We start from the raw sequence: 24,829 nt of genomic DNA, 5'->3' as shown, positions 1-24,829 counted from the left end.
GCATTAAACGGGTTTTTCGGGGGGGCGTCAAGCACGTTATCAAAAAATATTTAATTATTACCGTCGCTTACGATTCGCCCCGGCGTCGAGCGGCTTATTCGGATGGCGGCACGTAGCCTTCGGCCTTGGCGTATTCTTCGCCGGAAAAGAACTTGTCCATCTCGCCCTGGATGTATTTGCGGTCCTCGGCATTCATCATGTTCAGGCGTTTTTCATTGATCAGCAGGGTCTGGTGTTTCTGCCAGTCAGCCCAGGCCTTGGCCGAGACATTGTCGTAGATGTCCTGGCCCTTGGCGCCAGGGAACGGAGCACGCTCCAAGGCGGGCAGTTCTTCTTTGTACTTGCGGCACATGATGGTGCGGGTCATGACGATTCTCCTGCATTCAATACGACGGCCGCGCGTTCGAGCAATGTCTTGACCGGGGCTGCGAGGCCCAGGCGCGGCGGGGTGGCGAGGTTATACCAGAGCCAGTCGGCCTCGGCCACGTGATGGCCGGTTTCCCGGACCCGGACCAGCCAGGGTTCGATCGCCAACTGGAAATGGCTGAAGGTGTGAACCAGGCTCGGCAGTTCCTGTTGCTTGCCCAGCTCCAGCGAATGCTGCAAGGCCAAGTGCTGCAGGTCGTCAAGGTCGTCGAGTTCCGGCAGGCTCCACAAGCCACCCCACAAGCCGGTGGAGGGGCGACGGTAAAGCAGGATCGCGCCTTCGCGGTTGGCCAGCATTGGCATCAAGGTACGTTTCCTGGGGACTTCCTTGCGAGGCTTGGGTATCGGGTAGCGGGTTTCCAGGCCCAGCATGTGAGCTTCACAGCCGACTTTCAGTGGGCAGAGCAGGCAGCTGGGTTTGCTGCGGGTGCAGAGCGTTGCACCCAGGTCCATCATCGCCTGGGTATAGGCGTTGACCCGGTCCTGGGGGGTGAAGCGCTCGGCAGTGGCCCACAGTTGTTTCGCTACCTTGGGTTCGCCCGGATAGCCTTCCTGGGCAGTGAAGCGCGCCAGCACCCGTTTGACGTTGCCGTCCAGGATCGGCGCCCGCAGGCCCATGCTGATGCTGGCAATGGCACCGGCGGTGGACAGGCCGATCCCCGGCAACTCAGTGAGTTTTTCCACGTCCCGGGGGAATTCGCCGCCGTACTGGTCGACGACGATCCTGGCGGTTTTCTGCAGATTGCGTGCGCGGGTGTAGTAGCCCAGCCCGGTCCACAGGTGCAGCACTTCGTCCTCCGGCGCGGCGGCCAGGGCCTGTACCGTGGGCAGCGAGGCCATGAACCGGTCGAAGTAATTGAGCACGGTGCTGACCTGGGTCTGCTGCAGCATGATTTCCGAGACCCATACCCGATACGGGGTGATGTCTCGCTGCCAGGGCAAATCGTGGCGCCCGTGGCGATCGAACCAGTCCAGGACGGCGGTGGAAAACTGCTCGGCTCTCATCGCTTGAACAGTCCCTTGAGCGCATCCTTCAACTCGGGGCTGACTTTGTCTCCCAGCTTCTCGTCGATCTTGTCGCCGAGACGGTCGCCTGCCAGTTTCGCCGCGACCTTGCCCAGGCCGTCGTTGTCCAGGCGACAGGCCTTGGCGCCGAGCTCCAGCGGGCCGCGGCAGCGCAACGGCCATTCAACATCGACGTAGCGTTCGTTGACCTGGCAGGCCGGGTCGGGCATGTCGCTCTTGTCGCCTTCGACGATGACGCCAACCCGGTAGTCCATGCCCAGCACCCGCAGGTCGATATCGCCGTTGCCGTTCACGGTCATGCCAGGGATGCGGACTTTCAGGTCCGGGTTGCTGGCAACGCCATTGTGGAACACAAGGTTGCCGTTGAGTTGCTCGAACGGCGTGTCCTTGCCGCGCGGTTCGCCGCTCAGGTTCTTGCGGTTCAGCAGGGCGATGCCTTTGCACAGCTGCTGTTCGAGGTTGGCATTGAGCAGCACGCCATCATTGATGACGAAACCGGCATTGCCATTGAGGCTTTCGATCAGCGCCTTCTGGCTGTTGCCGCTGGCGGTCACGGCACTGTTGAGGGTCACCAGGCCTTTGAGAGGTGGATTCTTGCCCTGGCTTTCGATGATTTTGTCGGCCGGCACCCGATTGATCCGGGTTTGCAGGTTCAATTGCGGCGTGGCCTGGCGTACGTCCAGGGTGCCCTTGGCTTCGAAGTTGCCGCTGTACAGATCGCCCCGCAGGTTCTCCAGGGTCAACAGGCCACCCTGGCCGGTGGCCTTGAGGGCGGCATTCTGGATCGGCAGTTTATCCAGCGTCAGTTGACCAAAGGTCAGGTCGGCATCGACGTCCAGTTTGCTCAAGCGCTCCACCGGAAACAGCCGGTCGTTGCTCCAGGCGCCCTGGGTCGGCGAGCTTGGCAGGGGCGTGCTGCCGGCGCCGGCCATGGCACTGGCTTCGGTGTTGTTGACTTCCGCCTCGCGGGCGACCTTGGCGCTGTCGGTCTCGGCAGATTTTGGTGGCAGATAGCGGTCGACGTTGAATGTGTCGGCCTTGAGCTGAGCACGCAGGGACTGCTTGGCGAAATCTTGCACAGCGATGCGGCCGCTGAAGGTGCTGTCGTCGATCTTCAGATTGATGTCATTGAGTTCGACGCTACTGGGCGTACCGGCAATCCGGCTGGCCAGTTCCACTTTAGTCAGACTGCCCTCGGCCATGGCTGGCAGCTTTTGGCCGATGCTGTCGACAAAGTTCGCCAGGTCGAACTGAGCGATTGATACGCCGCCGTTCAGTTGCGGGGTCTTGTCGAGGTCGTTGACCTTCAGTTCGCCCAAGGCACGCAATTGGTTCAGGGACAACTTGATACCGGTCCATTCGGCCACGTTGGCGGCCTTGTCCAAAAACAGTTGGCCCTGGGCGTTGAAGTTCAGGGTCTTGCCTTGCAACGGGTCCCCCGTGACTTCGCCGGACAATTTGAGGTCTTCGAACTTGTAGCGCTTCAAGGCACGTTCGAAGCGCAGTTCGCCGGTGACTTCGGTGCGCACGCGCACGGCGGGCTGGTTGCTGGAAAGAAAGGCGGTGAGCTTGACCGGAATATTGGTGGAGTCGTGGACCGGGCCGGTGCTCAGCTGGATGCTTTCGGCGCTGAACTGCTTGCCGGTTTGCTCGTCGGTGTATTCGACCCTGGCGTTGTTCACGGTCAGGCTGTCGATGTCCAGCCGGGTCGGCTGCGCAGGTTTTTCCGTCGGGGCGCTGGCGGGCGGGGCGGGTTGGTCGGCCGGTGCAGGAGCGCTCGCCGTCGTCGTGGCCGGTGTCGGCACTTTGCCGATGTCTTCCCAATTACCGTGGCCGCTCTTGTCGCGATTGAGGCGCAGGTTCAGGCCTTCGACCCGGACATCGCTCATTTGCACTTCCTTGCGCAGCAGAGGAATCACGCGTACCGAGAGGCCGAGCATCTGCAGGTCGGCAAACGGTTGTGTCGGGTTGGCCAGCGTGGCGACGCTGGCGTCGTGCAATTCAAGACCCAGCCATGGAAACAGGCTCCAGCCGATGTCGCCATTGAGGGTCAGCTCAATGTGGGCCTTGTCGCGGGCAATCTGGCGGATCTCTTCCTTGTAGTCGTTGGGATCAAAGAGGTGGGTCAGGGCAAAGCCCAGGGCCACAATGATCAGCAACAACCCGAGAAGTACCAGACCCAGGATTTTGCCGAACGCTTTCATGGGCGAGTCCTTGTAGGTTGAGTTCAAGATTAAGCCTTGGAGTATAACGCCGTGGATTTGTGTTCGGCTTTAGGCTCTGCCTGAAAAGCCTTGATACTCGTTCATGCTGCGTTGAAAACCGGCTCGGAATGCTCATTTACTCCAGTAAACTCCGCTTCCTCGCCGGTTTTCGCCTTGCCTGACCTTCGTCTCAAGACTTTTCAAACAGAGCCTAGTCAGCACTCATCCAGGGGCAGTTTCAATTTGGCCGCCAGGGCCTGGGCTGTCAGTTGCCCGGCCGGTGCCAGGAGATGTAACTGGGCACCGTCTTGCAGGGCCATCCTCTGCGCTTCGCTCACCAGTCGTTCAGCCACGCCACGGCGGCGAGTGATGTTTCGTACGCACATCTGGGACAAGTGCCAAGCGTTCTGGTGCCGTTGCAGGCGAGCGGCGCCGAGTAACCGGTCATTGAAGCGTGCCGCGATCATCGAACCCTCTTCCAGGCAGGCCTGGATCAATTGGGCGGCGTCGCTGAACGGCTCCAACAACCAGGAGGGGGCATCCTGATAGATTTTTTGCAGGTCCTGTTGATCCTGGCGTGTGGCTTCGCTCACGTGCTCGACGACGATGGGCATGGAAATTCCTGAGAAATAAAAAAGATCTGCGCCCTACAGAAAGCCGACAACGGCGCGATAAGACAGGTGACATGAAAAAGGTGATATCACTTTGGTTTTTCTGTCACGAGCAAATGGTAACCTTTACCCGTTCGCCCGTCCTTCTGCGACTTGATGTCGCACCAAAATGGAGCTTCACCGGAAAATACAGTCGTGCCTGCGTGCAATGAAGGCTGAGGGTGATGCGTGGCTGGCGAACCATTCTAACAACTGGGGGATACACAATGAGCACGAGCATTACGGCGGACGGCGTTGCCGACCAGCCAGCATTCCTCTCCAAGGAACGCATTATTGCCAAGCCCGGCTTCAACCGCTGGCTGGTGCCACCGGCCGCACTGGCCATTCACCTGTGCATCGGCATGGCCTATGGCTTTTCGGTGTTCTGGCTGCCGCTGTCCAAGGCACTGGGCATCACCAAGCCTGTGGCCTGCGCGCCGGATATGAGTTTCATCTCGCAAGTCTTTTCGTCCCAATGCGACTGGCCGATCTCGATGCTCGGCTGGATCTACACCCTGTTCTTCATCTTCCTGGGTTGCTCGGCAGCCATCTGGGGCGGCTGGCTGGAACACGCCGGACCGCGCAAGGCGGGTGTCGTGTCGGCCTTGTGCTGGTGCGGCGGACTGCTGATTTCCGCTCTGGGTATTTATACCCACCAGATCTGGCTGATGTGGGTCGGTTCCGGCGTGATCGGTGGTATCGGCCTGGGCCTGGGCTACATCTCGCCTGTCTCGACCCTGATCAAATGGTTCCCGGACAAGCGTGGCATGGCAACCGGCATGGCGATCATGGGTTTTGGTGGCGGCGCGATGGTCGGTGCTCCGCTGGCAGCAGCGCTGATGAACCACTTCGCTTCGCCGACTGACGTGGGCGTTTGGCAAAGCTTCCTGGTCATGGCCGCGATCTATTTCGTGTTCATGATCGGTGGTGCCTTGTCGTACCGCGTTCCGCCGACTGGCTGGAAGCCTGAAGGCTGGACCCCGGCCCCGAAGAAAGCCGCCAACGCGATGATCACCCATCGTCACGTTCACGTGAACGTTGCCTGGAAAACCCCGCAATTCCGTCTGGTATGGCTGGTGCTGTGCCTGAACGTGTCTGCCGGTATCGGTATCCTGGGCATGGCTTCGCCACTGCTGCAGGAAGTGTTTGGTGGCAAGTTGCTCGGTAACGATCTGCCCTTCGGTCAACTGGACGCCGCGCAACTGGGCCAGATCGCGGCCATCGCGGCGGGCTTCACCGGTCTGTTGAGCCTGTTCAACATCGGTGGGCGCTTCTTCTGGGCATCCTTCTCGGATTACCTGGGCCGTAAAAACACTTATTTCGTGTTCTTCGCCCTGGGCGTTGCTCTGTATTCGTTGATTCCGAACCTCGGTCACCTGGGCAGCGTCGCGCTGTTCGTGGCGGCGTTCTGCATCATCCTGTCGATGTACGGCGGTGGTTTCGCCACCGTGCCGGCCTACCTGGCCGACCTGTTCGGTACGCAGATGGTGGGCGCGATCCACGGTCGTCTGCTGACCGCCTGGGCCGCGGCAGGCGTGCTCGGTCCGGTACTGGTGAACTACCTGCGTGAATATCAATTGAGCATCGGCGTTGAACGTGCCGCGGCTTACGACATCACGCTGTACATCCTCGCCGGCCTGCTGGTGCTGGGCTTCCTGTGCAACCTGATGGTTCGCCCGGTCGCCGACAAATATTTCATGACCGACGCCGAACTGGCCGCCGAACAGGCGCTGGGTCATGACAAAGGCGCCGATAGCACCACTTCGCTGGAATGGAAAGCCGCACCGGGCACCAAGCCGCTGGCGGTCGCTGCCTGGCTGGTGGTAGGCATTCCGTTGGCGTGGGGTGTGTGGGTGACCCTGCAGAAGACGGCGGTGTTGTTTCACTAACGCATAGCTGAAGCAACCCCTGCGGTCCTGTGGGAGCGAGCCTGCTCGCGATGAGGCAGTGTCAATCGACATCTTTGTCGGCTGACCCGCCACTATCGCGAGCAGGCTCGCTCCTACATTTGTTTTATGTGTGCCCAAAGCTTGTATGGACATGTCTATCCCCGACGACGGGGCATCCAGCCCGTCAGCGATATCACCGTTCGTGTTTCTGTTTGCCGCTCGCGCCCCTATAATGGCTGCCTTTTTCGCCCAATGATTTTGCGGAGCTGGTGATGGCCGAACGTAAGGCGTCTGTCGAGCGCGACACTCTGGAAACCCAGATCAAAGCCTCGATCAACCTGGATGGCACCGGTAAGGCCCGGTTTGATATCGGCGTGCCTTTCCTTGAGCACATGCTCGACCAGATCGCCCGTCACGGGCTGATCGACCTGGACATCGTCAGCAAGGGCGACCTGCATATCGACGACCACCACACGGTGGAAGACGTCGGCATCACGCTGGGTCAGGCCTTTACCCAGGCCATCGGCGACAAGAAGGGCATCCGTCGCTACGGTCATGCCTACGTGCCTCTCGATGAGGCGCTGTCGCGTGTGGTCATCGACTTCTCCGGCCGTCCCGGCCTGCAAATGCATGTCCCGTACACCCGTGCCACCGTTGGCGGCTTCGATGTCGACTTGTTCCAGGAATTCTTCCAGGGGTTCGTCAACCACGCGAATGTCACCCTGCACATCGACAATCTGCGTGGGCACAACACCCACCACCAGATCGAAACCGTGTTCAAGGCCTTCGGCCGCGCACTGCGCATGGCCGTAGAGCTGGACGACCGCATGGCCGGCCAGATGCCCTCCACCAAAGGCGTCCTGTGATGCAGACCGTTGCGGTTATCGACTATGGGATGGGCAACCTGCACTCGGTGGCCAAGGCTCTCGAACACGTGGGTGCCGGCAAGGTACTGATCACCAGCGATGCCGACGTGATCCGCGAAGCCGACCGGGTGGTCTTCCCCGGCGTCGGTGCGATTCGCGACTGCATGGCCGAGATCCGTCGCCTGGGCTTCGACTCGCTGGTGCAGGAGGTCAGCCAGGACCGCCCGTTCCTCGGCATCTGTGTAGGCATGCAAGCCTTGCTGGAGCGCAGCGAAGAGAACTCCGGCGTCGATTGCATCGGCATGTTCCCCGGCCAGGTGAAATTCTTCGGCAAGAACCTGCATGAAGAGGGTGAGGACCTGAAGGTCCCGCACATGGGCTGGAACGAAGTGAAGCAAGCGGTGGACCATCCGCTGTGGCACAACATTCCGGACCTGGCGCGCTTCTACTTCGTACACAGTTACTACATCGCAGCCGGCAATGCGCGGCAGGTGGTGGGCAGCGGTCATTATGGCGTCGATTTCGCCGCCGCCCTGGCTGATGGTTCGCGTTTCGCCGTGCAATTCCATCCCGAGAAGAGCCATACCCATGGCCTGCAGCTGTTGCAGAACTTTGCGGCGTGGGACGGTCGCTGGTAATGGCACGCAAGAAGCCGCCGATCCTCACCCTCACGTCCGAGCAGGAAAGTGAGGCGAACCGCAAGATCCAGCGGTTCATGGAGGAGCGTTTCGAACTGGACCTGGGCTCGTTCGAAGCGGCGGAAATTCTTGACCTGTTTACCCGCGAAATTGCTCCGCACTACTACAACAGGGCGATTTTCGACGTGCAGACGCACCTTAAGGAAAGGTTCGAAAGCATCGAAAGCGACCTGTGGGCGCTCGAGAAAAACTGATTTCCGAGCCAAGCTGAACATTCGTATTTGAAGGTTTGCCAGATGCTGATTATTCCCGCTATCGATCTCAAGGACGGCGCTTGCGTACGTCTGCGTCAGGGCCGGATGGAAGACTCCACGGTGTTCTCCGATGACCCGGTGAGCATGGCCGCCAAGTGGGTGGAGGGCGGTTGCCGTCGTCTGCATCTGGTGGACTTGAACGGCGCTTTCGAAGGGCAACCGGTCAACGGCGAAGTGGTCACGGCCATTGCCAAGCGCTACCCGAATCTGCCGATCCAGATTGGCGGCGGTATTCGCTCGCTGGAAACCATCGAGCACTACGTCAAGGCTGGCGTGAGCTACGTGATTATCGGCACCAAGGCCGTGAAGGAGCCGGAGTTCGTCGCCGAAGCCTGTCGCGCCTTCCCGGGCAAGGTCATCGTTGGCCTGGACGCCAAGGACGGTTTCGTCGCCACCGACGGCTGGGCTGAAGTCAGCAGCGTGCAGGTGATCGACCTGGCCAAGCGCTTCGAGGCCGACGGCGTGTCCGCCATCGTCTACACCGACATCGCCAAAGACGGCATGATGCAGGGCTGCAACGTCCCGTTCACCGCCGCCCTGGCTGCCGCCACGAAGATTCCGGTCATCGCATCCGGCGGTATCCACAACCTGGGCGACATCAAGGCACTGCTCGACGCCAAGGCGCCTGGCATCATCGGGGCGATCACAGGTCGTGCGATCTACGAAGGCACCCTGGACGTCGCCGAGGCCCAGGCCTTCTGTGATTCCTATAAAGGCTGAGGACTGACCATGGCGCTGGCCAAACGCATCATCCCTTGCCTGGACGTGGACAACGGCCGGGTGGTCAAGGGCGTCAAGTTCGAGAACATCCGTGACGCCGGCGATCCGGTGGAAATTGCCCGTCGCTACGACGAGCAGGGTGCGGACGAGATTACCTTCCTGGACATCACGGCCAGCGTAGACGGCCGCGACACCACGTTGCACACCGTCGAACGCATGGCCAGCCAGGTATTCATCCCGCTGACCGTGGGCGGTGGCGTACGCACCGTGCAGGACATCCGTAACCTGCTCAACGCCGGCGCGGACAAGGTGTCGATCAACACCGCTGCGGTGTTCAACCCGGAGTTCGTCGGCGAAGCGGCCCAGCGTTTTGGCTCGCAATGCATCGTCGTGGCCATCGACGCGAAAAAGGTTTCCGGCCCGGGCGAAACCCCGCGCTGGGAGATCTTCACACACGGCGGCCGCAAGCCCACCGGGCTCGACGCCGTTGAATGGGCGAAGAAGATGGAGGGCCTGGGCGCCGGTGAGATCCTGCTGACCAGCATGGATCAGGACGGTATGAAGAACGGCTTCGACCTGGGCGTCACCCGCGCCATCAGCGATGCCCTGGGCATCCCGGTCATTGCGTCCGGCGGTGTCGGCAACCTGCAGCATCTGGCCGACGGGATCATCGAGGGCCACGCCAGTGCGGTGTTGGCGGCGAGCATTTTCCACTTCGGCGAGTACACCGTGCCCGAGGCCAAGGCCTACATGGCACAGCGCGGTATCTGCATTCGCTGATCGCTGGACACCATGGCGGGCCCAAGGCACTCTTGGGTTCACCATGGATTGCGGTAGTCCGACATGCTCAAACGCTTCGTTCTAGCCTTTGCAGGCGCCACGTTGCTGCTCGCAGGTAGCGCCCGCGCTGCCGATACATCGTTGGTGTTGCTGACCGAGAACTTCCCGCCATACAACATGGCAAAGAATGGCAAGAACTTCGCGCAGGACGAAAACATCCACGGTATCGCCGTGGACATCGTCCGCGAGATCTTCAAGCGGGCCGATATCACTTACACCCTGACGCTGCGTTTCCCCTGGGAGCGAATATATAAGCTCGCCCTGGAGAAACCCGGTTATGGTGTGTTTGTCATGGCGCGGTTGCCGGAGCGCGAGAAGCTATTCAAATGGGTTGGCCCTATTGGCCCGGACGACTGGATCATGCTCGCCAAGGCGGACAGCAAAATTGCCCTGGACTCACTGGAGCAGGCGCGCCGCTACAGGATCGGTGCCTACAAGGGCGATGCGATTGCCGAGACGTTGACCAGGCAAGGGCTGAATCCGATTGTGGTCCTGCGCGACCAGGACAATGCCAGGAAACTGCTCAACGGGCAGATCGACCTGTGGGCCACCGGGGATCCGGCCGGGCGGTATCTGGCGCGTCAGGAAGGGGTGAGTGATCTCAAGACTGTGTTGCGATTCAACAGTGCCGAACTGTACCTGGCCTTGAACAAGGACGTGCCGGACGACGTCGTTGCCCGTCTTCAGGCTGCTTTGGATGAATTGCGCAAGGAAGGTGCGGTGGACGTGATCATGGCGCGGTATCTCTAAGACCGCGTCGCCCCCATCGCGAGCAGGCTCGCTCCCACAATGGTTCTGCGTCGGGCACAAGATTTGTATTCACAGCAGATCCCCTGTGGGAGCGAGCCTGCTCGCGATGGCAGCGACGCGGTCTTGACCAAGCGCTACCGATAAACCCCATCCTTCCCATGCCCAACCATCGCCCGGTTGCTACGCAGGCTGATCATCGACTTGATGTCGATCCATTCCACGCCCTGGGCCTGGAGCTTGGGCAGTTCGCGCTCCAGTACCGCCAGGGTCTGCGGATACGGATGACCGATCATGACGGCCGAGCCCTGTCGCCGGGCCAGGTCAATCGCGGTTTGTAGTTGATGGGCGATGGCGGCTTCGGTGCGTTCATCATCGAGGAACACATCCCGAGACACACTGGCCAGGCCGATTTTCTGCGCTTCGGCGGCTGCAACGGTCTGGGCGCTGGTGCGGCTGTCGACGAAAAACTTGTGTCGTTTTTGCAGGTCGGCCATCAACCACGCCATGGCCTGGGGCTGGGCGGTCATGCGGCTGCCCATGTGGTTGTTGATCCCGCTGGTGTAGGGCACTGCCGCAAACGCAGCGTCGAGACGCTTGCCCAGTTCCTCGATGGATAGCTCCGGATGCCAGGCGAACGGCCCCGTGGCCGGGTCCATCGGCATGTGCAGCATGACGATCTTGCCGGCGCGATGGGCTTCGCGAGCGAGCTCGGCCGCGTGGGGGGTATCGGGCATGATCGCCGCGGTGACCGGGCCGGGCAGGGCCAGGACCCGGCGATCCCGAGGCAGGTTCTGCCCCAGGTCGTCGATGATCAGGCTCAGGTAAGCCTTGTGCGGGGGAGCGGATGGCGTGGCGGGCGCCGCAAGGGTGGCGCCGGCCATACAGCACAATAGGCCGAGGAGGAACCGCAGGAGCATCTCAGCGGCCGGAGGTGATATTCAGTCCCTTGAGCAGGCTCAGGGCCTGGGCCAGCTGATAGTCGTCGTCCTGTGGCATCGGCTTCGCCTTGGCGCCGGAGCCGGTCGGTTTATCGGCACCGCCGTTGCCATTGCCCAAGTGACCTTGCAGGTCGGCTTCCTTGAAGTACTCACTGTCCTGCTCGCTGGTGATCTTGGCCTTGCGCACTTCGATGTCCGGGACAATCCCCTGGGCCTGGATAGAGCGGCCATTGGGCGTGAAGTACAACGCAGTGGTGATCTTCAGGGCGCGATCGTTATTCAGTGGCAATACGGTCTGCACCGAGCCCTTGCCGAAGCTGGTAGTGCCCATGACAACGCCGCGCTTCTGATCCTGCAGGGCGCCGGCGACGATTTCCGAGGCCGAAGCGCTGCCGCCGTTGATCAGCACTACCAGCGGCACGGCTTCGCTCAGGTCGTTGCCGGTGGCCGAGAAGCGCAATTCGGAATTGGCGATGCGGCCCTTGGTGTAGACGATCAGGCCCTTGGTGATGAAGTGGTCCACCACTTCCACCGCCGCTTGCAGCACGCCGCCGGGGTTGTTGCGCAGGTCCAGGACCAGGCCGTTGAGTTTCTTGCCGTTGTCCTTGCGCAGCTTGGCCAGGGCCTTGGCAACTTCTTCGCCGGTCTTGACCTGGAACTGGGTGATGCGGATGTAGCCATAGCCTGATTCGAGCAACTGGCTCTTCACGCTTTTGACCTGGATGACCGCTCGCGTCAGGGTGACATCGAACGGCGTGCCGCCGTCGCGAACCAGGGTCAGGGTGATCTTCTGGCCGATCTTGCCGCGCATCTTGTCCACTGCTTCGGTCATGCTCTGGCCGCGAGTGGGTTGGCCGTTGATCTTGACGATGAAGTCGCCGGCCTGGATGCCTGCCTTGGAGGCCGGTGTGTCGTCGATGGGCGAGACCACTTTGACGAAGCCGTCTTCGCTACCGACTTCGATGCCCAGGCCGCCAAACTCGCCGCTGGTGCTTTCCTGCAACTCGGCAAAGTCCTCCGGCCCGAGGTAGGCCGAGTGCGGATCGAGATTGCTGAGCATGCCCTTGATGGCGTTTTCCAGCAGCATCTTGTCATCCACCGGCTCGACGTAGGCAGCCTTGATCCGGTCCATGACTTCAGCAAAGGTACGCAGCTCGTCCAGCGGCAGCGGGGCCTTGGTGGTGGCAGCCGTAGCTGCGGTGGACGATGGGGCCGGTTCGGCGGCGAACGCCAGGGGCGCGCCGATCACAAGGGCGATCGTCAGGGCCAGCGAGGTAAGGCGGGACAAGTGCAGCATGTCGAACGAACTCCTTAATTGGATGGGCACGCTTATCCTTGCGCACGACACCATTGGGCCGGATCGCTGGGGCGACCCTGCTGACGAATAGCGAAATACAGTGCTGGCGTATCCTGCCCGCCACTGTTGCCGACCGTGGAAATGGACTCGCCGGCTTTTACCACATCCCCGGCGCTCTTGAGCAGCGTCTGATTGTGGCCGTACAGGCTGAGGTAACCGTTGCCGTGATCCAGGATTACCAGCAGGCCTGCGCCGCGCAGCCAGTCGGCGAAGACCACGCGCCCGCCGTGAACGGCATGGACCTGGCTGCCGGCGGAGGCACTGATCATCACGCCGTCCCACTTTGTACGGGTATCGTCGCCGCGGGTTTCACCAAAGCGTGCAAGTAATCGACCATTGACCGGCCATGGAAGTTTGCCTCTGGCGGAAGCGAAAGCGCCGCCGAAGGTTTCTCCGTCGCTGGAAACCAATGCACCAGGGCTTGGCCTGGCCGGCTTGCGGGGCTCATCGCTGGTGTCGGCCTGTGCTTCACGTAAACGCTTTTTTTCGGCTTCCTGCTGGGCGATCAGCGCTTTCTGACGCGCTTCTTCCGCCTCCCGAGCCTGGCGGGCCAGGGTTTCCTCAATGGTCTTCAATACCTTGGCCAGTTCGGCCTGATCCTGCTCGCGGGCCTTGAGCTTGCTATCGCGGGCCTTTACGTCATCGTTGAGCCTGGCCAGGACCACCTGGCGCTCCTTGCGAACCTTGTCGAGTTCCTCGCGCTGGGTGTCGAGGCTGCTTTTCTGCACCAACAACTGGGCCTGTTGTAGTTCGATGTCCTTTTCGACATTGGCCAGTTGGCGCAGGGTCTCGTTGAAGCTTTTGAGTTGTTCCAGGCGTGCCTGGCTCAGGTAGTCGTAGTAAGTGAGGGTACGGGCGAATTTTTCGGGATTCTGCTGGTTGAGCAACAGCTTGAGATATTCCTGGCGCCCGGTCTGATAGGCCGCCCGAGCCTGGATGGCGATCAGTTTCTGCTGTTCAGTGCGCGCGCTCTGGAGTTTTTTTTTCTCTCCGTCGAGTCGCTGCAGCTCGGATTCGCTTTTCTTCAGCTCTTTCTGCAAGGCCTCGACCTGCTTTTCCAGCTTGCCCATTTCCGTTTCAGTGCCACGCAGGTCTTTCTGTACGCCGGCTTTTTCTTCCTGCAACTTGCCCAGCAGTTTTTTCAGCTCGGCAATGTCCTGGCGCGTTGCCTCCAACTGTTGTTGGGTTTGCGTGCGTTCGTCGGCAAAGGCCGGTTGGAGCAGGCAGGTCAGAACGAGGGCTATCAGGACGCGGAGCATAGAGGCGGGCGGCACCAGGGTAAGGGACGGCTTAGTATGCCCGCCCCACGCTGCAAAAAAAACGCCCATTTGGGGCTGTGTGATAACTGGCCGGAAAAACACCCCAAAACCAATGTGGGAGCGGGCTTGCTCGCGAAAGCGGTGTGTCAGTCACAATGATGCAAACTGCCACGGCGCATTCGCGAGCAAGCCCGCTCCCACAGTCGATTTGCGGTGCTCCAACCAATCAAACCAGAATCGAAGTCCCGGTCATTTCCGCCGGCTTTTCCATCCCCAGCAGCATCAGCATGGTCGGTGCCACGTCGGCCAGTACGCCGCCCTCGCGGACCTTGAAGTCGCGCTTGCCGACATAAATGAACGGCACCGGCTCGGTGGTGTGGGCGGTATGGGCCTGGCCGGTGGATTCGTCGGACATCTGCTCGACGTTGCCATGGTCGGCGGTGATCAGCGCTTCGCCACCGACCTTCTCCAGTGCATCGACAATGCGCCCCACGCAGGTGTCCAGGCATTCCACGGCCTTGACTGCCGCCTCGAACACGCCGCTATGGCCCACCATGTCGCCGTTGGCGTAGTTGACCACGATCACGTCGTAGCGCAGGTTCTCGATGGCATCGACGATGCGATCGGTCACTTCCGGGGCGCTCATCTCGGGTTGCAGGTCGTAGGTGGCGACTTTCGGCGATGGAATCAGGATGCGTTCTTCGCCGGGGAAGGGTTCTTCGCGGCCGCCGGAGAAAAAGAACGTCACGTGGGCGTACTTCTCGGTTTCGGCGATGCGCAGTTGGGTCTTGCCGTTTTTCGCCAGGTAGTCGCCCAGCACGTTCTCCAGGCTGCCGGCGGCGAAGGCCGACGGCGCGGGGATGCTGGCGGCGTATTGGGTCAGCATCACGAAGCCTGCCAGCTTCGGCTGGCGGGCGCGTTCGAATTCCTTGAAATCGTCTTCGACGAAAACACGGGTCAGCTCGCGGGCACGGTCGGCGCGGAAGTTCATGAACACCACGGCGTCGCCGTCCTCGACCTTGACCGGCGCGCCAATGGTGGTGGCCTTGACGAACTCATCGCTTTCGCCGCGCTCGTAGGCAGCTTCCAGGCCTTCCTGGGCGGTGGCGGCGCTGAATTCGGCGTTGCCATCGACGATCAGGTTATAAGCCTGGGCGACGCGATCCCAACGGTTGTCGCGGTCCATGGCGTAGTAACGACCGACGATACTGGCGATACGGCCCTTGCCGAGGGACTGGAAGGTATTGTCCAGCAGCTCGATCGACGATGCGGCGCTTTTCGGCGGGGTGTCGCGGCCGTCGAGGAAAGCGTGCAGGTAAATGTTCGTAGCGCCACGCTTGGCGGCCAGTTCGGCCATGGCCACCAGGTGGTCCTGGTGGCTGTGCACGCCGCCATCGGACAGCAGCCCCATGAAATGTACGGCCTTGCCGGCAGCCACGGCTTTATCCACAGCGGCGCAGATGGTCGGGTTCTCGAAGAACTCGCCGTCGCGGATCGCTTTGGTCACCCGGGTGAAGTCCTGGTAAACCACGCGACCGGCGCCGAGGTTCATGTGGCCGACTTCGGAGTTGCCCATTTGGCCATCCGGCAGGCCGACGTCCATGCCGCTCCCGGAGATCAGGCCGTTCGGCACGCTGGCCCACAGGCGGTCCAGCACAGGCTTCTTGGCGGCATAAACGGCGTTGGATTCGTGGCTGTCACTGTGACCGAAGCCGTCGAGAATCATCAGGACCAAAGGTTTAGGCGTGGTAGTCATGGAATCCACTCGTGGCGGGTTGAAAGAAGACGATGCAAAAGGGACGGGCAGTTTAAAGGTAAGTTCCGATGCCGTCACCGCCGGGCGGGGTTTGGCCGGCCTTGCGTGCTGTGTATACTGGCCGACATTTTAACGCCCTGGAACCTCCTTCGATGGTTGCTCACCTGATTCAATTTGCCACTAACCACTATATTCTTGTCGGCATCTTCGTCGTTCTGCTGGCATTGCTGATTGCCCATACGATGCAGGGCGGCGGCCGTAGCCTGAGCACTGGCGAACTGACCGCGCTGGTCAACAAGGATGCGGGCGTGGTGGTGGATATCCGTCCGGGCAAGGATTTTGCCGCCGGCCATATCGTCGGCGCGTTGAACATCCCCCAGGACAAGCTGGCCGCGCGTATCGGCGAGCTGGAAAAACACAAGGCCAAGACCATCATCCTGGTCGACGCCATGGGCCAGACCGCCGGTACCCATGCCCGCGAACTGATGAAGTCCGGCTTCACCGCCGCCAAGCTGTCCGGTGGCGTGGCAAGCTGGAAAGCCGACAACCTGCCCCTGGTGAAGTGAGATGACCCACGTCGTTGTCTATTCCAGCGATTACTGCCCCTATTGTTCCAGGGCCAAATTCCTGCTCCAGAACAAAGGCGTGGCCTTCGAAGAGATCAAGGTCGACGGCAAGCCGCAACTGCGCGCCGAAATGACCCGCAAGGCCGGACGCACGTCCGTGCCGCAGATCTGGATCGGCAACACCCACGTGGGCGGTTGCGACGATCTGTACGCCCTGGAGCGCGCCGGCAAGCTCGACGCGATGCTCCAGGCCTGAACCCCCTACCAAGAACCTGAATGTAAGAAGGATCTGCGATGACTGACCAACAGAACACAGCTGCCAGCGAAGAAGAAGCCGCACCGCAATTCTCCTTGCAGCGCATTTATGTACGCGACCTGTCCTTCGAAGCCCCGAAAAGCCCGGCGATCTTTCGCCAGCAGTGGGAGCCGAGCGTAGGCCTGGACCTGAACACCCGTCAGAAAGCCCTGGAAGAAGACTTCCATGAGGTGGTGCTGACGTTGTCCGTCACAGTCAAGAACGGTGAGGAAGTGGCGTTCATCGCCGAAGTGCAGCAGGCCGGGATCTTCCTGATCAAGAACCTGGACGCGGCTTCGATGAGCCACACCCTGGGCGCGTTCTGCCCGAACATCTTGTTCCCTTACGCTCGCGAAGCCCTGGACAGCCTGGTAACCCGCGGTTCGTTCCCGGCGCTGATGCTGGCACCGGTGAACTTCGATGCCCTGTATGCGCAAGAATTGCAACGCATGCAGCAGGAAGGCGGCGCGACGGTTCAGTAATTCCAGGCTGAGCGTTTACGCAAGTCCATTGTGGGAGCGGGCTTGCTCGCGAAAGCGGAGTGTCAGGCGACATCAATGTCAACTGACACTCCGCTTTCGCGAGCAAGCCCGCTCCCACATTAGTTATGGGGTGTCATTGGAAACCATTCTGCCGCCAGGCCTCATAGACAGCCACCGCCACCGTATTGGACAGGTTCAGGCTGCGACAGCCTTCACGCATCGGCAAGCGCAGGCGCTGGTCTGCTGGCAGGGCGTCCAGCACTTCAGCCGGCAGGCCCCGGCTTTCCGGACCGAATACGAACGCATCGCCCGGGATGAAGCTGACATCGTGGAAGGGGCGCGAACCCTTGGTGGTGAAGGCGAAAAGGCGCGGATGCCCGAGGCTTTCCAGACAACTGGCCAGATTGGCATGGCGCTGCAAAGTGGCATACTCGTGATAGTCCAGGCCGGCACGGCGCAGGCGCTTATCGTCCATCTCGAAGCCCAGCGGTTCGATCAGATGCAGGTAACAGCCACTATTGGCGCAGAGCCTGATGACGTTGCCGGTATTCGGTGGAATTTCCGGTTGAAAAAGGATGACGTGAAACATGCACGGCTCCGCAGATGAAGATGAGCGGCATTCTACGCCGCAAACCGACCGCCGTTCGACGCTAATGCCGCGGGTGATGGCTTCACTGGCGATTTTCGGCTTGATGATCGGCTTGATGATCGGCCGCCTGACCAATCCCGAGCCAAGCGTCCTGCAGCAGATCGAAGTGGGCGATGGAGTGCTGGTGGCCTGGTTCAACGACGAAACCAGGTTGCACGGAGAGATCATTGACGGCTCCGTAGCGCTGCTGTTCGAAGCAGAGGGCCAGGCGCAGAAGGGACGGTTGAAACTCAACGGCAAGGACGTGAACTGGCGTGTTCGGTTGAGTGACAAGGGGTTGTTGCTGACGCTGGTGGCGGCGCGTCCGTTGCGCGCCCAGTGGGCTGGCAGCGAGGTGGATGGCCGCTGGCGGCTGGAGGTCCGTCTCCAGGAGTAATAAAGAGGGAATCCCCGGCCTGCCTGTACCAAGGACCCCAAAACGGGAGGGCTCGCGGTCGGCGCTCAGCCCTGGGGTAAAGAAGGGAACCTTGACCTGCCTGTATCAAGGCCCCCAAAACGTTGGGCTCGATGAGCCCTGAATAAAATGGGGAATCCCCGGCCTGCCTGTACCAAGGTCCCCGAAACTGGGTAGTGATTGGGTTAATGCAGAGGGCGTGCCAGATTTGGATGAGCTGTCACAGAAAATTTGGTGTTTAGGCTGAGAGTCCCGTATTACGGGGCTTTTGCGGTTACAGGACGCGGTGGTTCTTGAGATTGGCTGGCTGCCAGGGTCATTGGAGTAAGCGCAGTTGCGGTTCGCAGTGCATTGATACGGTGCACGAATCCTTTAAAAAACATCGCGAGCAGGCTCGCTCCCACAGGGTTCGGCGATGTCCACGCGTCTGTGGGCGCCAACGATCCAATGTGAGAGCGAGCCTGTTCGCGATTGGCCTTCAAGGTAGGCGAGGGCTCAGGTTCCGTTAGCCCTCATCCCCCTCATCATCATCCCCACCATCGACCTTCATCCCCAATTCCTTGATCTTGCGGGTCAAGGTATTGCGGCCCCAGCCCAGCAGCACGGCGGCGTCGCGGCGGCGGCCGGCGGTGTGTTTGAGGGCGGTTTCGATCATGATCCGCTCGAAGCTCGGGACGGCGCTGTCCAGCAGGCTCGACTGGCCACGGGTCAGCGCCTGGTCGGCCCATTGGCGCAAGGCCTGTTCCCAGTTGGTCACCGGTGCCGAGTCCTGTGGCAGGCTCAACAGTTCCGGTGGCAGGTCGCCGATGTGCACCTCGCGCCCCGACGCCATGACCGTGATCCAGCGGCAGGTATTCTCCAACTGGCGCACGTTGCCGGGCCATGGCAGGTTCTTGAGGTATTCCTCAGTCTCGCTCTTGAGCAGCTTGGGCTCCACCGCCAGTTCCTGAGCTGCGCGACTGAGGAAGTGCCTGGCCAGGGTCGGGATGTCTTCGCGACGATCCGCCAGGCGCGGGATATGGATGCGAATCACATTCAGGCGATGGAACAAGTCCTCGCGGAATTTACCGGCGTGCACCAGGGTTTCCAGGTTCTGGTGGGTCGCGGCGATGATGCGCACATCGACCTTGACCGGCGTGTGGCCGCCCACTCGATAGAACTCTCCGTCGGCCAGAACGCGCAGCAAGCGGGTCTGGGTGTCGGCCGGCATGTCACCGATTTCATCGAGGAACAGCGTGCCGCCGTCGGCCTGCTCGAAGCGCCCGCGACGCAGGTTGGCCGCGCCGGTGAATGCGCCCTTTTCGTGGCCAAACAGTTCGGACTCCATCAAATCCTTGGGAATCGCCGCCATGTTCAGCGCAATGAACGGCGAGGCCGCCCGCGGGCTGTGGCGGTGCAGGGCGTGGGCGACCAGTTCCTTACCCGTGCCCGATTCACCATTGATCAGTACGGTGATATTGGAATGGCTCAGGCGGCCGATGGCGCGGAAAACCTCTTGCATCGCTGGCGCTTCGCCAATGATTTCCGGAGTCCGGGCCAGGGCTGGCACTTCTTCCAGCCCTTGTTGCTCCTGGGCATGCTGGTTGGCGCGCTTGACCAGCGACACTGCTTCATCGACATCGAACGGCTTGGGCAGGTACTCGAAAGCGCCGCCCTGATAGGACGCAACGGCGCTGTCCAGGTCCGAGTGGGCGGTCATGATGATCACCGGCAGCCGCGGGTGCTGCTCGCGAATCCGGGCCAGCAGGTCCAGGCCACTGGCGCCAGGCATGCGGATGTCGGAGATGATGACGTCCGGCTGCTGACGGGCCAGGCGGCTCATGACTCCATCGGCACTGTCGAAGCTTTGGGTGGTCATGCCTTCCTGTTGCAAAGCTTTTTCCAGGACCCAGCGGATAGAACGGTCGTCATCGACGATCCACACGGTTTCACTACGGCTCATGTCGATGTGGCTCCTTGTTCCAGTGGCAGGAAGATCGAAAAGGTTGTGTGGCCAGGGTGGCTCTCACATTCGATCAGGCCCTGATGCTGACTGATGATGTTCTGGGTAATGGCCAGGCCCAGCCCGGTACCGTCCGGACGGCCGCTGACCATGGGGAAGAAGATGGTTTCCTGCAGCTCCGGGGGGATGCCCGGGCCGTTGTCGATGATTTCGATCTTGGTCACCAGGCGATGGCGCACGTGGCCAATGGTGAACTGGCGCATGGCGCGAGTGCGCAGGCTGATGCGGCCCAGGCGCAGTTCGTTCTGGCTGCTGATGGCCTGCATCGCGTTGCGTACGATATTCAACACGGCCTGGATCATCTGCTCGCGGTCGATCAGGACGTCGGGAATGCTCGGGTCATAGTCGCGCACCAAGGTGATGCAGCCCTGGCTTTCCGCTTCCACGAGGCTGCCAACGCGCTCCAGCACTTCGTGGACGTTGCACATCGCCAGTGAGGGCAGCTTGTTCGAGCCGAGCATGCGGTCCACAAGGTTTCGCAAGCGGTCCGCTTCCTCGATGATGACGTTGGTGTAGTCCTTGAGGCTTTCTTCCGGCAACTCCCGGGAAAGCAACTGCGCCGCGCCGCGAATTCCGCCGAGAGGGTTCTTGATTTCATGGGCCAGGCCACGCACCAGCATCTTGCTGGTTTCCTGCTTGGACAGCTGGGCCTCTTCCTTGGTGATGCGCAACAGACGGTCACGGGGATGAACTTCCAGCAGCAACAGGGTCGCGCCGTTGTTCAGGATCGGTGTCACCGCATAGTCCACGGTCAGGGTCTGGCCGGTCAGGGCGGTGAGCATCGCTTCGCGCTTGGTGAACGGATGGGCTTGCTCCACGGCCTGGCGCAGGGAATTGAGCGCCTCGGCCGATTCAGTGAACAACTCACTGATGAATTGCCCATGGCTGCGCTGGCCGCTGACGGCCAGGAGCATTTCCGCCGCCGGGTTCATGTACTCGAGGCGCAGTTCGGCGTCGAGCAGGATGGTCGCGGTGGTGAGGTTGTCGAGCAACAAGCGGTGTAGTGCGTCGCTAATGGTCATCAGGACCTCTTTTGAAGCGTAGCAAGCACGCGTATGACGCGCTGGTGCCAAGGAAAATGCAAAAACCAAACCAAGGCTCCGAAAAGAAGCGTTTAGAGCGTCAATGGGCTGGATTTCGCCCAGTTACGTGGCGTTCTGCCATTTTTTTCGGGTACTTTCGAACCAAAAAGGGCAGGCCCATGGGAAGGTGTGCAACTATTTGCACCAATATAGTGCGCAAGCTTGATGGGCGCTAAAAGAATGGGAGGATGCTGCTCTTTTCTTCTTCGGGCTTGTCGGCCAGGGGGCATTCCGGGCGTTGACCATAATCGGCCATGGCGCAGGGCTTGACGCGGCGCTTCTGCGCCAGCGACATGCGCTGCATGTGGAAAGGTTGGTTGGCGGTACGTTCGACGATACGGTCCTGCTCGTCGAGGATCTCCACCGCCAAGTGATGAGTGCCGCGATCAATATTGCTTAAGGAAAACACCGGGCTTGGTCCGGGCTCGCCCGTGGGTTGGCCGTCCAGCAGCAGGCGGTAACGGTGGCCTTTTTTCAGCCCCGGTTCGCTGGTAGCGGTGACGATCAGCTCCCCGGCGGTGCTGCGTATCGTGGCGTCCGGCTCGGGGATTAACAATCGGAGCATCTCGTAATGAAATATGGGCCTGGGCGGCTCGTCGGAGGTCGGTACCGGCGCTGTGACGGGTGGGGTTGGCATCCGGTTGCCGGGCGGCAACTGGACTTTTTTTGCGTTGCCGGGGCGCGGTTGATCGGTAAAGACCCGATTACCCTGGGCGTCGATGTAGGTGTAGACCTGTGCGAACCCCGGCAGGGCGACCAAGGCCAGGCTCAGGAGCATCCAGCGGATCATGGCCGGTGCACCCGTTGTACCGTGAACGTGACGGTTTCGCTTTGCTGCACGACGGTATCCCCATCGATGACCTGGACCGCCAGGCTGTGCTCGCCTCGGTCGATATTCACCAACTGTAGCCGCGGCACATTGGTCGGCTGGCCATAGGGCTGGCCATTCAATAGAAGTCTGAACCGATGTGGGCTTTGCAGGCGTGGCTGGGCCCGGACGCCGACGGTGAAGGTGCCGTTGTTGGCGCGCAGGGCTTCTTCGGTGGGAATGTCTGTCAACTCCAGCGTTTGGTAGGCGTTGCGCGGCTTTTCATTGATTGCAGGGGGCGTTGGAGTTTCCGGGCTACCCGGGCCTTGGGGTTCGATGCTGTTGAGCGGTGGCAGCTCGACCGCCTGGGCCGGCACGCCATCAGGCGGCTGGTTGCTGTAGGCGGTGTTGCCGTTGGCGTCGGTGTATTTGTAGATTTGCGCCGCCGCAGGCAGCGCCAACAGCAACAACAGAACGCCTGGAAAACCACGACCCATAAAATCAACCGAGAAATGAAAGTGTTGGGTTCCAGCATAGGTCAGGGAGGGCGGTTGGCCCAAATGGTTGCGCATTGACCCCGGTGAACCCCCTGTGGGAGCGAGCCTGCTCGCTCCCACAGGGGAATGGGTTGGGTCAGGCTTTTGGGGGTGTGATGCACAACTCCGCAGTCGCGCGGATCAGGGCGAGCCGGCGTATCGGGTGCTGCTTGTTGTGGTGAGTGGCCCGGGCGATCCATTGCGGGCATTGCGGGTCGGTGCGGTAGGGGGAGAAATCGGCCAGTTGCTGCAGCAGGCGTTTTTGCAAGCGGTCGAGTTGCGGGCGGATCTGGTTCACCAGGTCGGCGCGTGGCATGTCCGGGGTCTTGCCCTCCATGGCCCAGTCGGACAGGTGGACGTACTGCACGAATTTGTTGGCTTCTATCTGCGCTGCAAAGAACGTCTCCACGGTTTCGGCCGTCAGCTTATAGACCGGCGCCTGGGCGACAGCGGCGGCGATGACTTCGCGCTCGCGCTGACGGTCTTCCACCGGTTTATGGCTGTCCCATTTGCTCAAGGCCACCTGATCGGCGATGGCGATGCGTTCGCTAATGGCGTTAAGCAAAGGGGTAAGGGCATCGGGGGCTGGGGTGGCGTTGGCGGCAGTGGCCATCAACGCCGCTGAGAGGGCAAGGCAGAGCTTGGAGCGCAAAGTCATGGACGATCTCTCGTTTTCCGGGGGTGGAGCATGATGCACGTATATCGCGCCCACAAAAAAGGCCTCCCGAAGGAGGCCTCTCTTATTCACGCCGCGTGGGGCGACGCTACCGGATCAGCAGCTGTAGTACAGCTCATATTCCAGTGGGTGTACGAAGGTGCGAACCTTGATTTCTTCTTCGCTTTTCAGTGCGATGTAAGCGTCGATGAAGTCGTCGCTGAATACGCCGCCCTTGGTCAGGAACGCACGGCCCTTGTCCAGCTCTTCCAGGGCTTCTTTCAGGCTACCGCAAACCTGTGGGATTTCCTTGGCCTCTTCAGGCGGCAGGTCATACAGGTTTTTGTCGGCGGCATCGCCAGGGTGGATCTTGTTCTGGATACCGTCCAGACCGGCCATCATCAGTGCAGCGAAGGCCAGGTACGGGTTGGCAGCCGGGTCCGGGAAGCGGGCTTCGATGCGGCGCGCCTTAGGGCTGTTCACGTAAGGAATACGGATCGAGGCGGAACGGTTGCGAGCCGAGTAGGCCAGCATGACCGGAGCTTCGAAGCCAGGAACCAGACGCTTGTAGGAGTTGGTCGACGGGTTGGTGAAGCCGTTCAGGGCCTTACCGTGCTTGATGATACCGCCGATGAAGTACAGGGCGGTGTCCGACAGACCGGCATAGCCTTCGCCTGCGAAGGTGTTCTTGCCGTCCTTGGAGATCGACATGTGAACGTGCATGCCCGAACCGTTGTCGCCGTACAGAGGCTTCGGCATGAAGGTCGCGGTGCGGCCATAAGCGTCGGCAACGTTGTGTACAACGTATTTCAGGGTCTGGACTTCGTCAGCTTTCTTGACCAGCGTGTTGAATTTCACACCGATTTCGTTCTGGCCGGCAGTCGCCACTTCGTGGTGGTGAACTTCGACGGTCTGGCCCATTTCTTCCAGTGCGTTGCACATGGAGGTACGGATCTCGTGGTCGAAATCGAACGGTGGAACCGGGAAGTAACCGCCTTTCACGCCTGGACGGTGGCCTTTGTTACCGCCTTCCACGTCCTGGTCGGACATCCACGAACCTTGTTCGGAGAAGATTTTGAACATGGAACCGGAGATGTCGGACTTGAACTTGACCGAGTCGAAGATGAAGAACTCAGGCTCTGGACCGAAGAAAGCGGTGTCGCCGATACCGGTGGACTTCAGGTATTCCTCGGCACGGTGGGCGATGGCGCGTGGGTCGCGGTCATAGCCTTGCATGGTCGAAGGTTCGATGATGTCGCAGACCAGGATCAGGGTCGGCTCTTCGGTGAACGGGTCCAGGACCGCAGTTTCGTCGTCCGGCATCAGGATCATGTCGGAGGCTTCGATGCCTTTCCAGCCAGAGATGGAGGAACCGTCGAACATCTTGCCGATTTCGAAGAAATCGTCATCCAGCGCATCACGGGCCGGCATGGTCACGTGATGTTGAGTGCCTTTGGTGTCAGTGAAGCGCAGATCAATCCACTTGACGTCATGATCTTTGATGAGTTGAACCGACTTCGACATATGTCCTCCGGGTGGCTTCGGGCGGTAATGGTGTGCCCTGAATATGAGTGATGCCGGCGCGAATACTCGGCCAAGGCAACCTGCCTCACAAGGGAGCAAATTGCATGCCAGTGCCCCAGCATGGGTTTTTTGCACCAAACCCACGCTTTCAGAGGGCCGAAAACGGGGATTGTCGGACAATCGCGCACTGTAATGTGGCGATC

General features: G+C 60.8%; 26 protein-coding genes. 11 read left to right on the top strand and 15 right to left on the bottom strand.

Translation table 11 applies throughout. The annotated features are described in order from the left end of the window. Positions 1–94: 94 nt before the first annotated feature. The 4 genes from EGM97_RS15115 to panM all read right to left on the bottom strand — a co-directional run bounded on the left by EGM97_RS15115 (position 95) and on the right by panM (position 4,270). Positions 95–367 (bottom strand): oxidative damage protection protein, encoded by a 273-nt coding sequence (locus EGM97_RS15115; protein WP_053147893.1) that lies wholly within the window; start codon positions 365–367, stop codon positions 95–97. After that, the gene (gene mutY / locus EGM97_RS15110) at positions 364–1,431 is read right to left on the bottom strand and encodes an A/G-specific adenine glycosylase (RefSeq protein ID WP_238964189.1); all 1,068 of its coding nucleotides are present in this window, start codon (positions 1,429–1,431) and stop codon (positions 364–366) included. Before mutY ends, EGM97_RS15115 begins: the two co-directional genes overlap by 4 nt. Beyond that, a complete protein-coding gene (locus EGM97_RS15105) occupies positions 1,428–3,656 on the bottom strand; it encodes an AsmA family protein (RefSeq protein WP_238964190.1) in 2,229 nt (742 codons plus the stop codon). Before EGM97_RS15105 ends, mutY begins: the two co-directional genes overlap by 4 nt. Before the next feature lie 215 nt (positions 3,657–3,871). Beyond that, positions 3,872–4,270, bottom strand: a complete 399-nt coding sequence (gene panM / locus EGM97_RS15100; RefSeq protein ID WP_238961304.1) for an aspartate 1-decarboxylase autocleavage activator PanM — start codon at positions 4,268–4,270, stop codon at positions 3,872–3,874. A 263-nt stretch (positions 4,271–4,533) separates the two neighbouring features. Here panM and EGM97_RS15095 point away from each other — a divergent pair, with 263 nt between their 5' ends. The 7 genes from EGM97_RS15095 (at position 4,534) to EGM97_RS15065 (ending at position 10,323) form a co-directional block, all read left to right on the top strand. Further along, the gene (locus EGM97_RS15095; protein ID WP_238961302.1) at positions 4,534–6,195 is read left to right on the top strand and encodes an OFA family MFS transporter; all 1,662 of its coding nucleotides are present in this window, start codon (positions 4,534–4,536) and stop codon (positions 6,193–6,195) included. Between the two features lie 272 nt (positions 6,196–6,467). Next, on the top strand, positions 6,468–7,061 hold the full coding sequence (gene hisB, locus EGM97_RS15090) for an imidazoleglycerol-phosphate dehydratase HisB (protein WP_024778052.1): 594 nt from the start codon (positions 6,468–6,470) through the stop codon (positions 7,059–7,061). Further along, positions 7,061–7,699: an imidazole glycerol phosphate synthase subunit HisH gene (gene hisH, locus EGM97_RS15085; protein WP_238961301.1), complete on the top strand. Its 639-nt coding sequence runs from the start codon at positions 7,061–7,063 to the stop codon at positions 7,697–7,699. The genes hisB and hisH overlap by 1 nt, the downstream gene beginning before the upstream one ends. Further along, on the top strand, positions 7,699–7,953 hold the full coding sequence (locus EGM97_RS15080; protein WP_058546227.1) for a DUF2164 domain-containing protein: 255 nt from the start codon (positions 7,699–7,701) through the stop codon (positions 7,951–7,953). The genes hisH and EGM97_RS15080 overlap by 1 nt, the downstream gene beginning before the upstream one ends. A 42-nt stretch (positions 7,954–7,995) precedes the next feature. Further along, positions 7,996–8,733, top strand: a complete 738-nt coding sequence (gene hisA, locus EGM97_RS15075) for a 1-(5-phosphoribosyl)-5-[(5-phosphoribosylamino)methylideneamino]imidazole-4-carboxamide isomerase (protein ID WP_038605771.1) — start codon at positions 7,996–7,998, stop codon at positions 8,731–8,733. A gap of 9 nt (positions 8,734–8,742) precedes the next feature. Beyond that, positions 8,743–9,513 (top strand): imidazole glycerol phosphate synthase subunit HisF, encoded by a 771-nt coding sequence (gene hisF / locus EGM97_RS15070; RefSeq protein WP_238961299.1) that lies wholly within the window; start codon positions 8,743–8,745, stop codon positions 9,511–9,513. 63 nt (positions 9,514–9,576) lie between these two features. Next, complete coding sequence (locus tag EGM97_RS15065; protein WP_238961296.1) at positions 9,577–10,323, top strand: substrate-binding periplasmic protein; 747 nt, start codon at positions 9,577–9,579, stop codon at positions 10,321–10,323. A gap of 134 nt (positions 10,324–10,457) precedes the next feature. On the opposite strand, the gene EGM97_RS15060 is transcribed toward EGM97_RS15065, so the two are convergent. The 4 genes from EGM97_RS15060 to gpmI form a co-directional block, all read right to left on the bottom strand. After that, positions 10,458–11,240, bottom strand: coding sequence for a divergent polysaccharide deacetylase family protein (locus tag EGM97_RS15060; protein ID WP_238961295.1), 783 nt, complete (start codon positions 11,238–11,240; stop codon positions 10,458–10,460). A 1-nt stretch (position 11,241) separates the two neighbouring features. Beyond that, a complete protein-coding gene (locus tag EGM97_RS15055) occupies positions 11,242–12,558 on the bottom strand; it encodes a S41 family peptidase (protein ID WP_053147870.1) in 1,317 nt (438 codons plus the stop codon). Between the two features lie 32 nt (positions 12,559–12,590). Beyond that, positions 12,591–13,877 carry a murein hydrolase activator EnvC family protein gene (locus EGM97_RS15050; RefSeq protein WP_238961294.1) on the bottom strand — a complete coding sequence of 429 codons (1,287 nt, stop codon included), beginning with the start codon at positions 13,875–13,877 and terminating at the stop codon, positions 12,591–12,593. A 226-nt stretch (positions 13,878–14,103) separates the two neighbouring features. Continuing rightward, on the bottom strand, positions 14,104–15,633 hold the full coding sequence (gene gpmI, locus EGM97_RS15045) for a 2,3-bisphosphoglycerate-independent phosphoglycerate mutase (protein ID WP_238961293.1): 1,530 nt from the start codon (positions 15,631–15,633) through the stop codon (positions 14,104–14,106). A 152-nt stretch (positions 15,634–15,785) separates the two neighbouring features. Between gpmI and EGM97_RS15040 the strand changes: the two genes are divergently transcribed. The 3 genes from EGM97_RS15040 to secB are packed head-to-tail and all read left to right on the top strand — an operon-like array spanning position 15,786 to position 16,976. After that, positions 15,786–16,199 carry a rhodanese-like domain-containing protein gene (locus EGM97_RS15040; protein ID WP_238961292.1) on the top strand — a complete coding sequence of 138 codons (414 nt, stop codon included), beginning with the start codon at positions 15,786–15,788 and terminating at the stop codon, positions 16,197–16,199. Position 16,200: 1 nt separating this feature from the next. Beyond that, positions 16,201–16,455 (top strand): glutaredoxin 3, encoded by a 255-nt coding sequence (gene grxC, locus EGM97_RS15035; protein ID WP_053147863.1) that lies wholly within the window; start codon positions 16,201–16,203, stop codon positions 16,453–16,455. Positions 16,456–16,493: 38 nt separating this feature from the next. Further along, positions 16,494–16,976 carry a protein-export chaperone SecB gene (gene secB, locus EGM97_RS15030; protein WP_053147861.1) on the top strand — a complete coding sequence of 161 codons (483 nt, stop codon included), beginning with the start codon at positions 16,494–16,496 and terminating at the stop codon, positions 16,974–16,976. Positions 16,977–17,109: 133 nt separating this feature from the next. Here the strand turns inward: secB and trmL are convergent, their stop codons facing one another. Further along, a complete protein-coding gene (gene trmL / locus EGM97_RS15025; protein ID WP_238961291.1) occupies positions 17,110–17,565 on the bottom strand; it encodes a tRNA (uridine(34)/cytosine(34)/5-carboxymethylaminomethyluridine(34)-2'-O)-methyltransferase TrmL in 456 nt (151 codons plus the stop codon). Between trmL and EGM97_RS15020 the strand changes: the two genes are divergently transcribed. Continuing rightward, positions 17,564–18,001 carry a hypothetical protein gene (locus tag EGM97_RS15020; RefSeq protein WP_238961290.1) on the top strand — a complete coding sequence of 146 codons (438 nt, stop codon included), beginning with the start codon at positions 17,564–17,566 and terminating at the stop codon, positions 17,999–18,001. The two genes, trmL and EGM97_RS15020, sit on opposite strands and share 2 nt — an antisense overlap. 523 nt (positions 18,002–18,524) lie before the next feature. Here EGM97_RS15020 and ntrC read toward each other — a convergent pair. The 6 genes from ntrC to glnA form a co-directional block, all read right to left on the bottom strand. Further along, a complete protein-coding gene (gene ntrC / locus EGM97_RS15015; RefSeq protein ID WP_053147855.1) occupies positions 18,525–19,961 on the bottom strand; it encodes a nitrogen regulation protein NR(I) in 1,437 nt (478 codons plus the stop codon). Beyond that, positions 19,958–21,043: a nitrogen regulation protein NR(II) gene (glnL, locus tag EGM97_RS15010; RefSeq protein WP_053147853.1), complete on the bottom strand. Its 1,086-nt coding sequence runs from the start codon at positions 21,041–21,043 to the stop codon at positions 19,958–19,960. The genes ntrC and glnL overlap by 4 nt, the downstream gene beginning before the upstream one ends. A 232-nt stretch (positions 21,044–21,275) precedes the next feature. Then, positions 21,276–21,893: a DUF4124 domain-containing protein gene (locus tag EGM97_RS15005; RefSeq protein ID WP_238961289.1), complete on the bottom strand. Its 618-nt coding sequence runs from the start codon at positions 21,891–21,893 to the stop codon at positions 21,276–21,278. Beyond that, complete coding sequence (locus tag EGM97_RS15000) at positions 21,890–22,408, bottom strand: DUF4124 domain-containing protein (protein WP_238961287.1); 519 nt, start codon at positions 22,406–22,408, stop codon at positions 21,890–21,892. The genes EGM97_RS15005 and EGM97_RS15000 overlap by 4 nt, the downstream gene beginning before the upstream one ends. A gap of 136 nt (positions 22,409–22,544) precedes the next feature. Beyond that, entirely contained in the window at positions 22,545–23,105 is a 561-nt protein-coding gene (locus tag EGM97_RS14995) for a chorismate mutase (RefSeq protein ID WP_238961285.1), read from the bottom strand. 114 nt (positions 23,106–23,219) lie between these two features. Continuing rightward, a complete protein-coding gene (gene glnA, locus EGM97_RS14990; RefSeq protein ID WP_053147846.1) occupies positions 23,220–24,626 on the bottom strand; it encodes a glutamate--ammonia ligase in 1,407 nt (468 codons plus the stop codon). Positions 24,627–24,829: the final 203 nt, after the last annotated feature.

It is taken from the genome of Pseudomonas sp. AF32 (assembly GCF_022342325.2).
Lineage (GTDB): Bacteria > Pseudomonadota > Gammaproteobacteria > Pseudomonadales > Pseudomonadaceae > Aquipseudomonas > Aquipseudomonas uvaldensis.
This window is presented reverse-complemented; position numbering and strand designations above follow the sequence as displayed.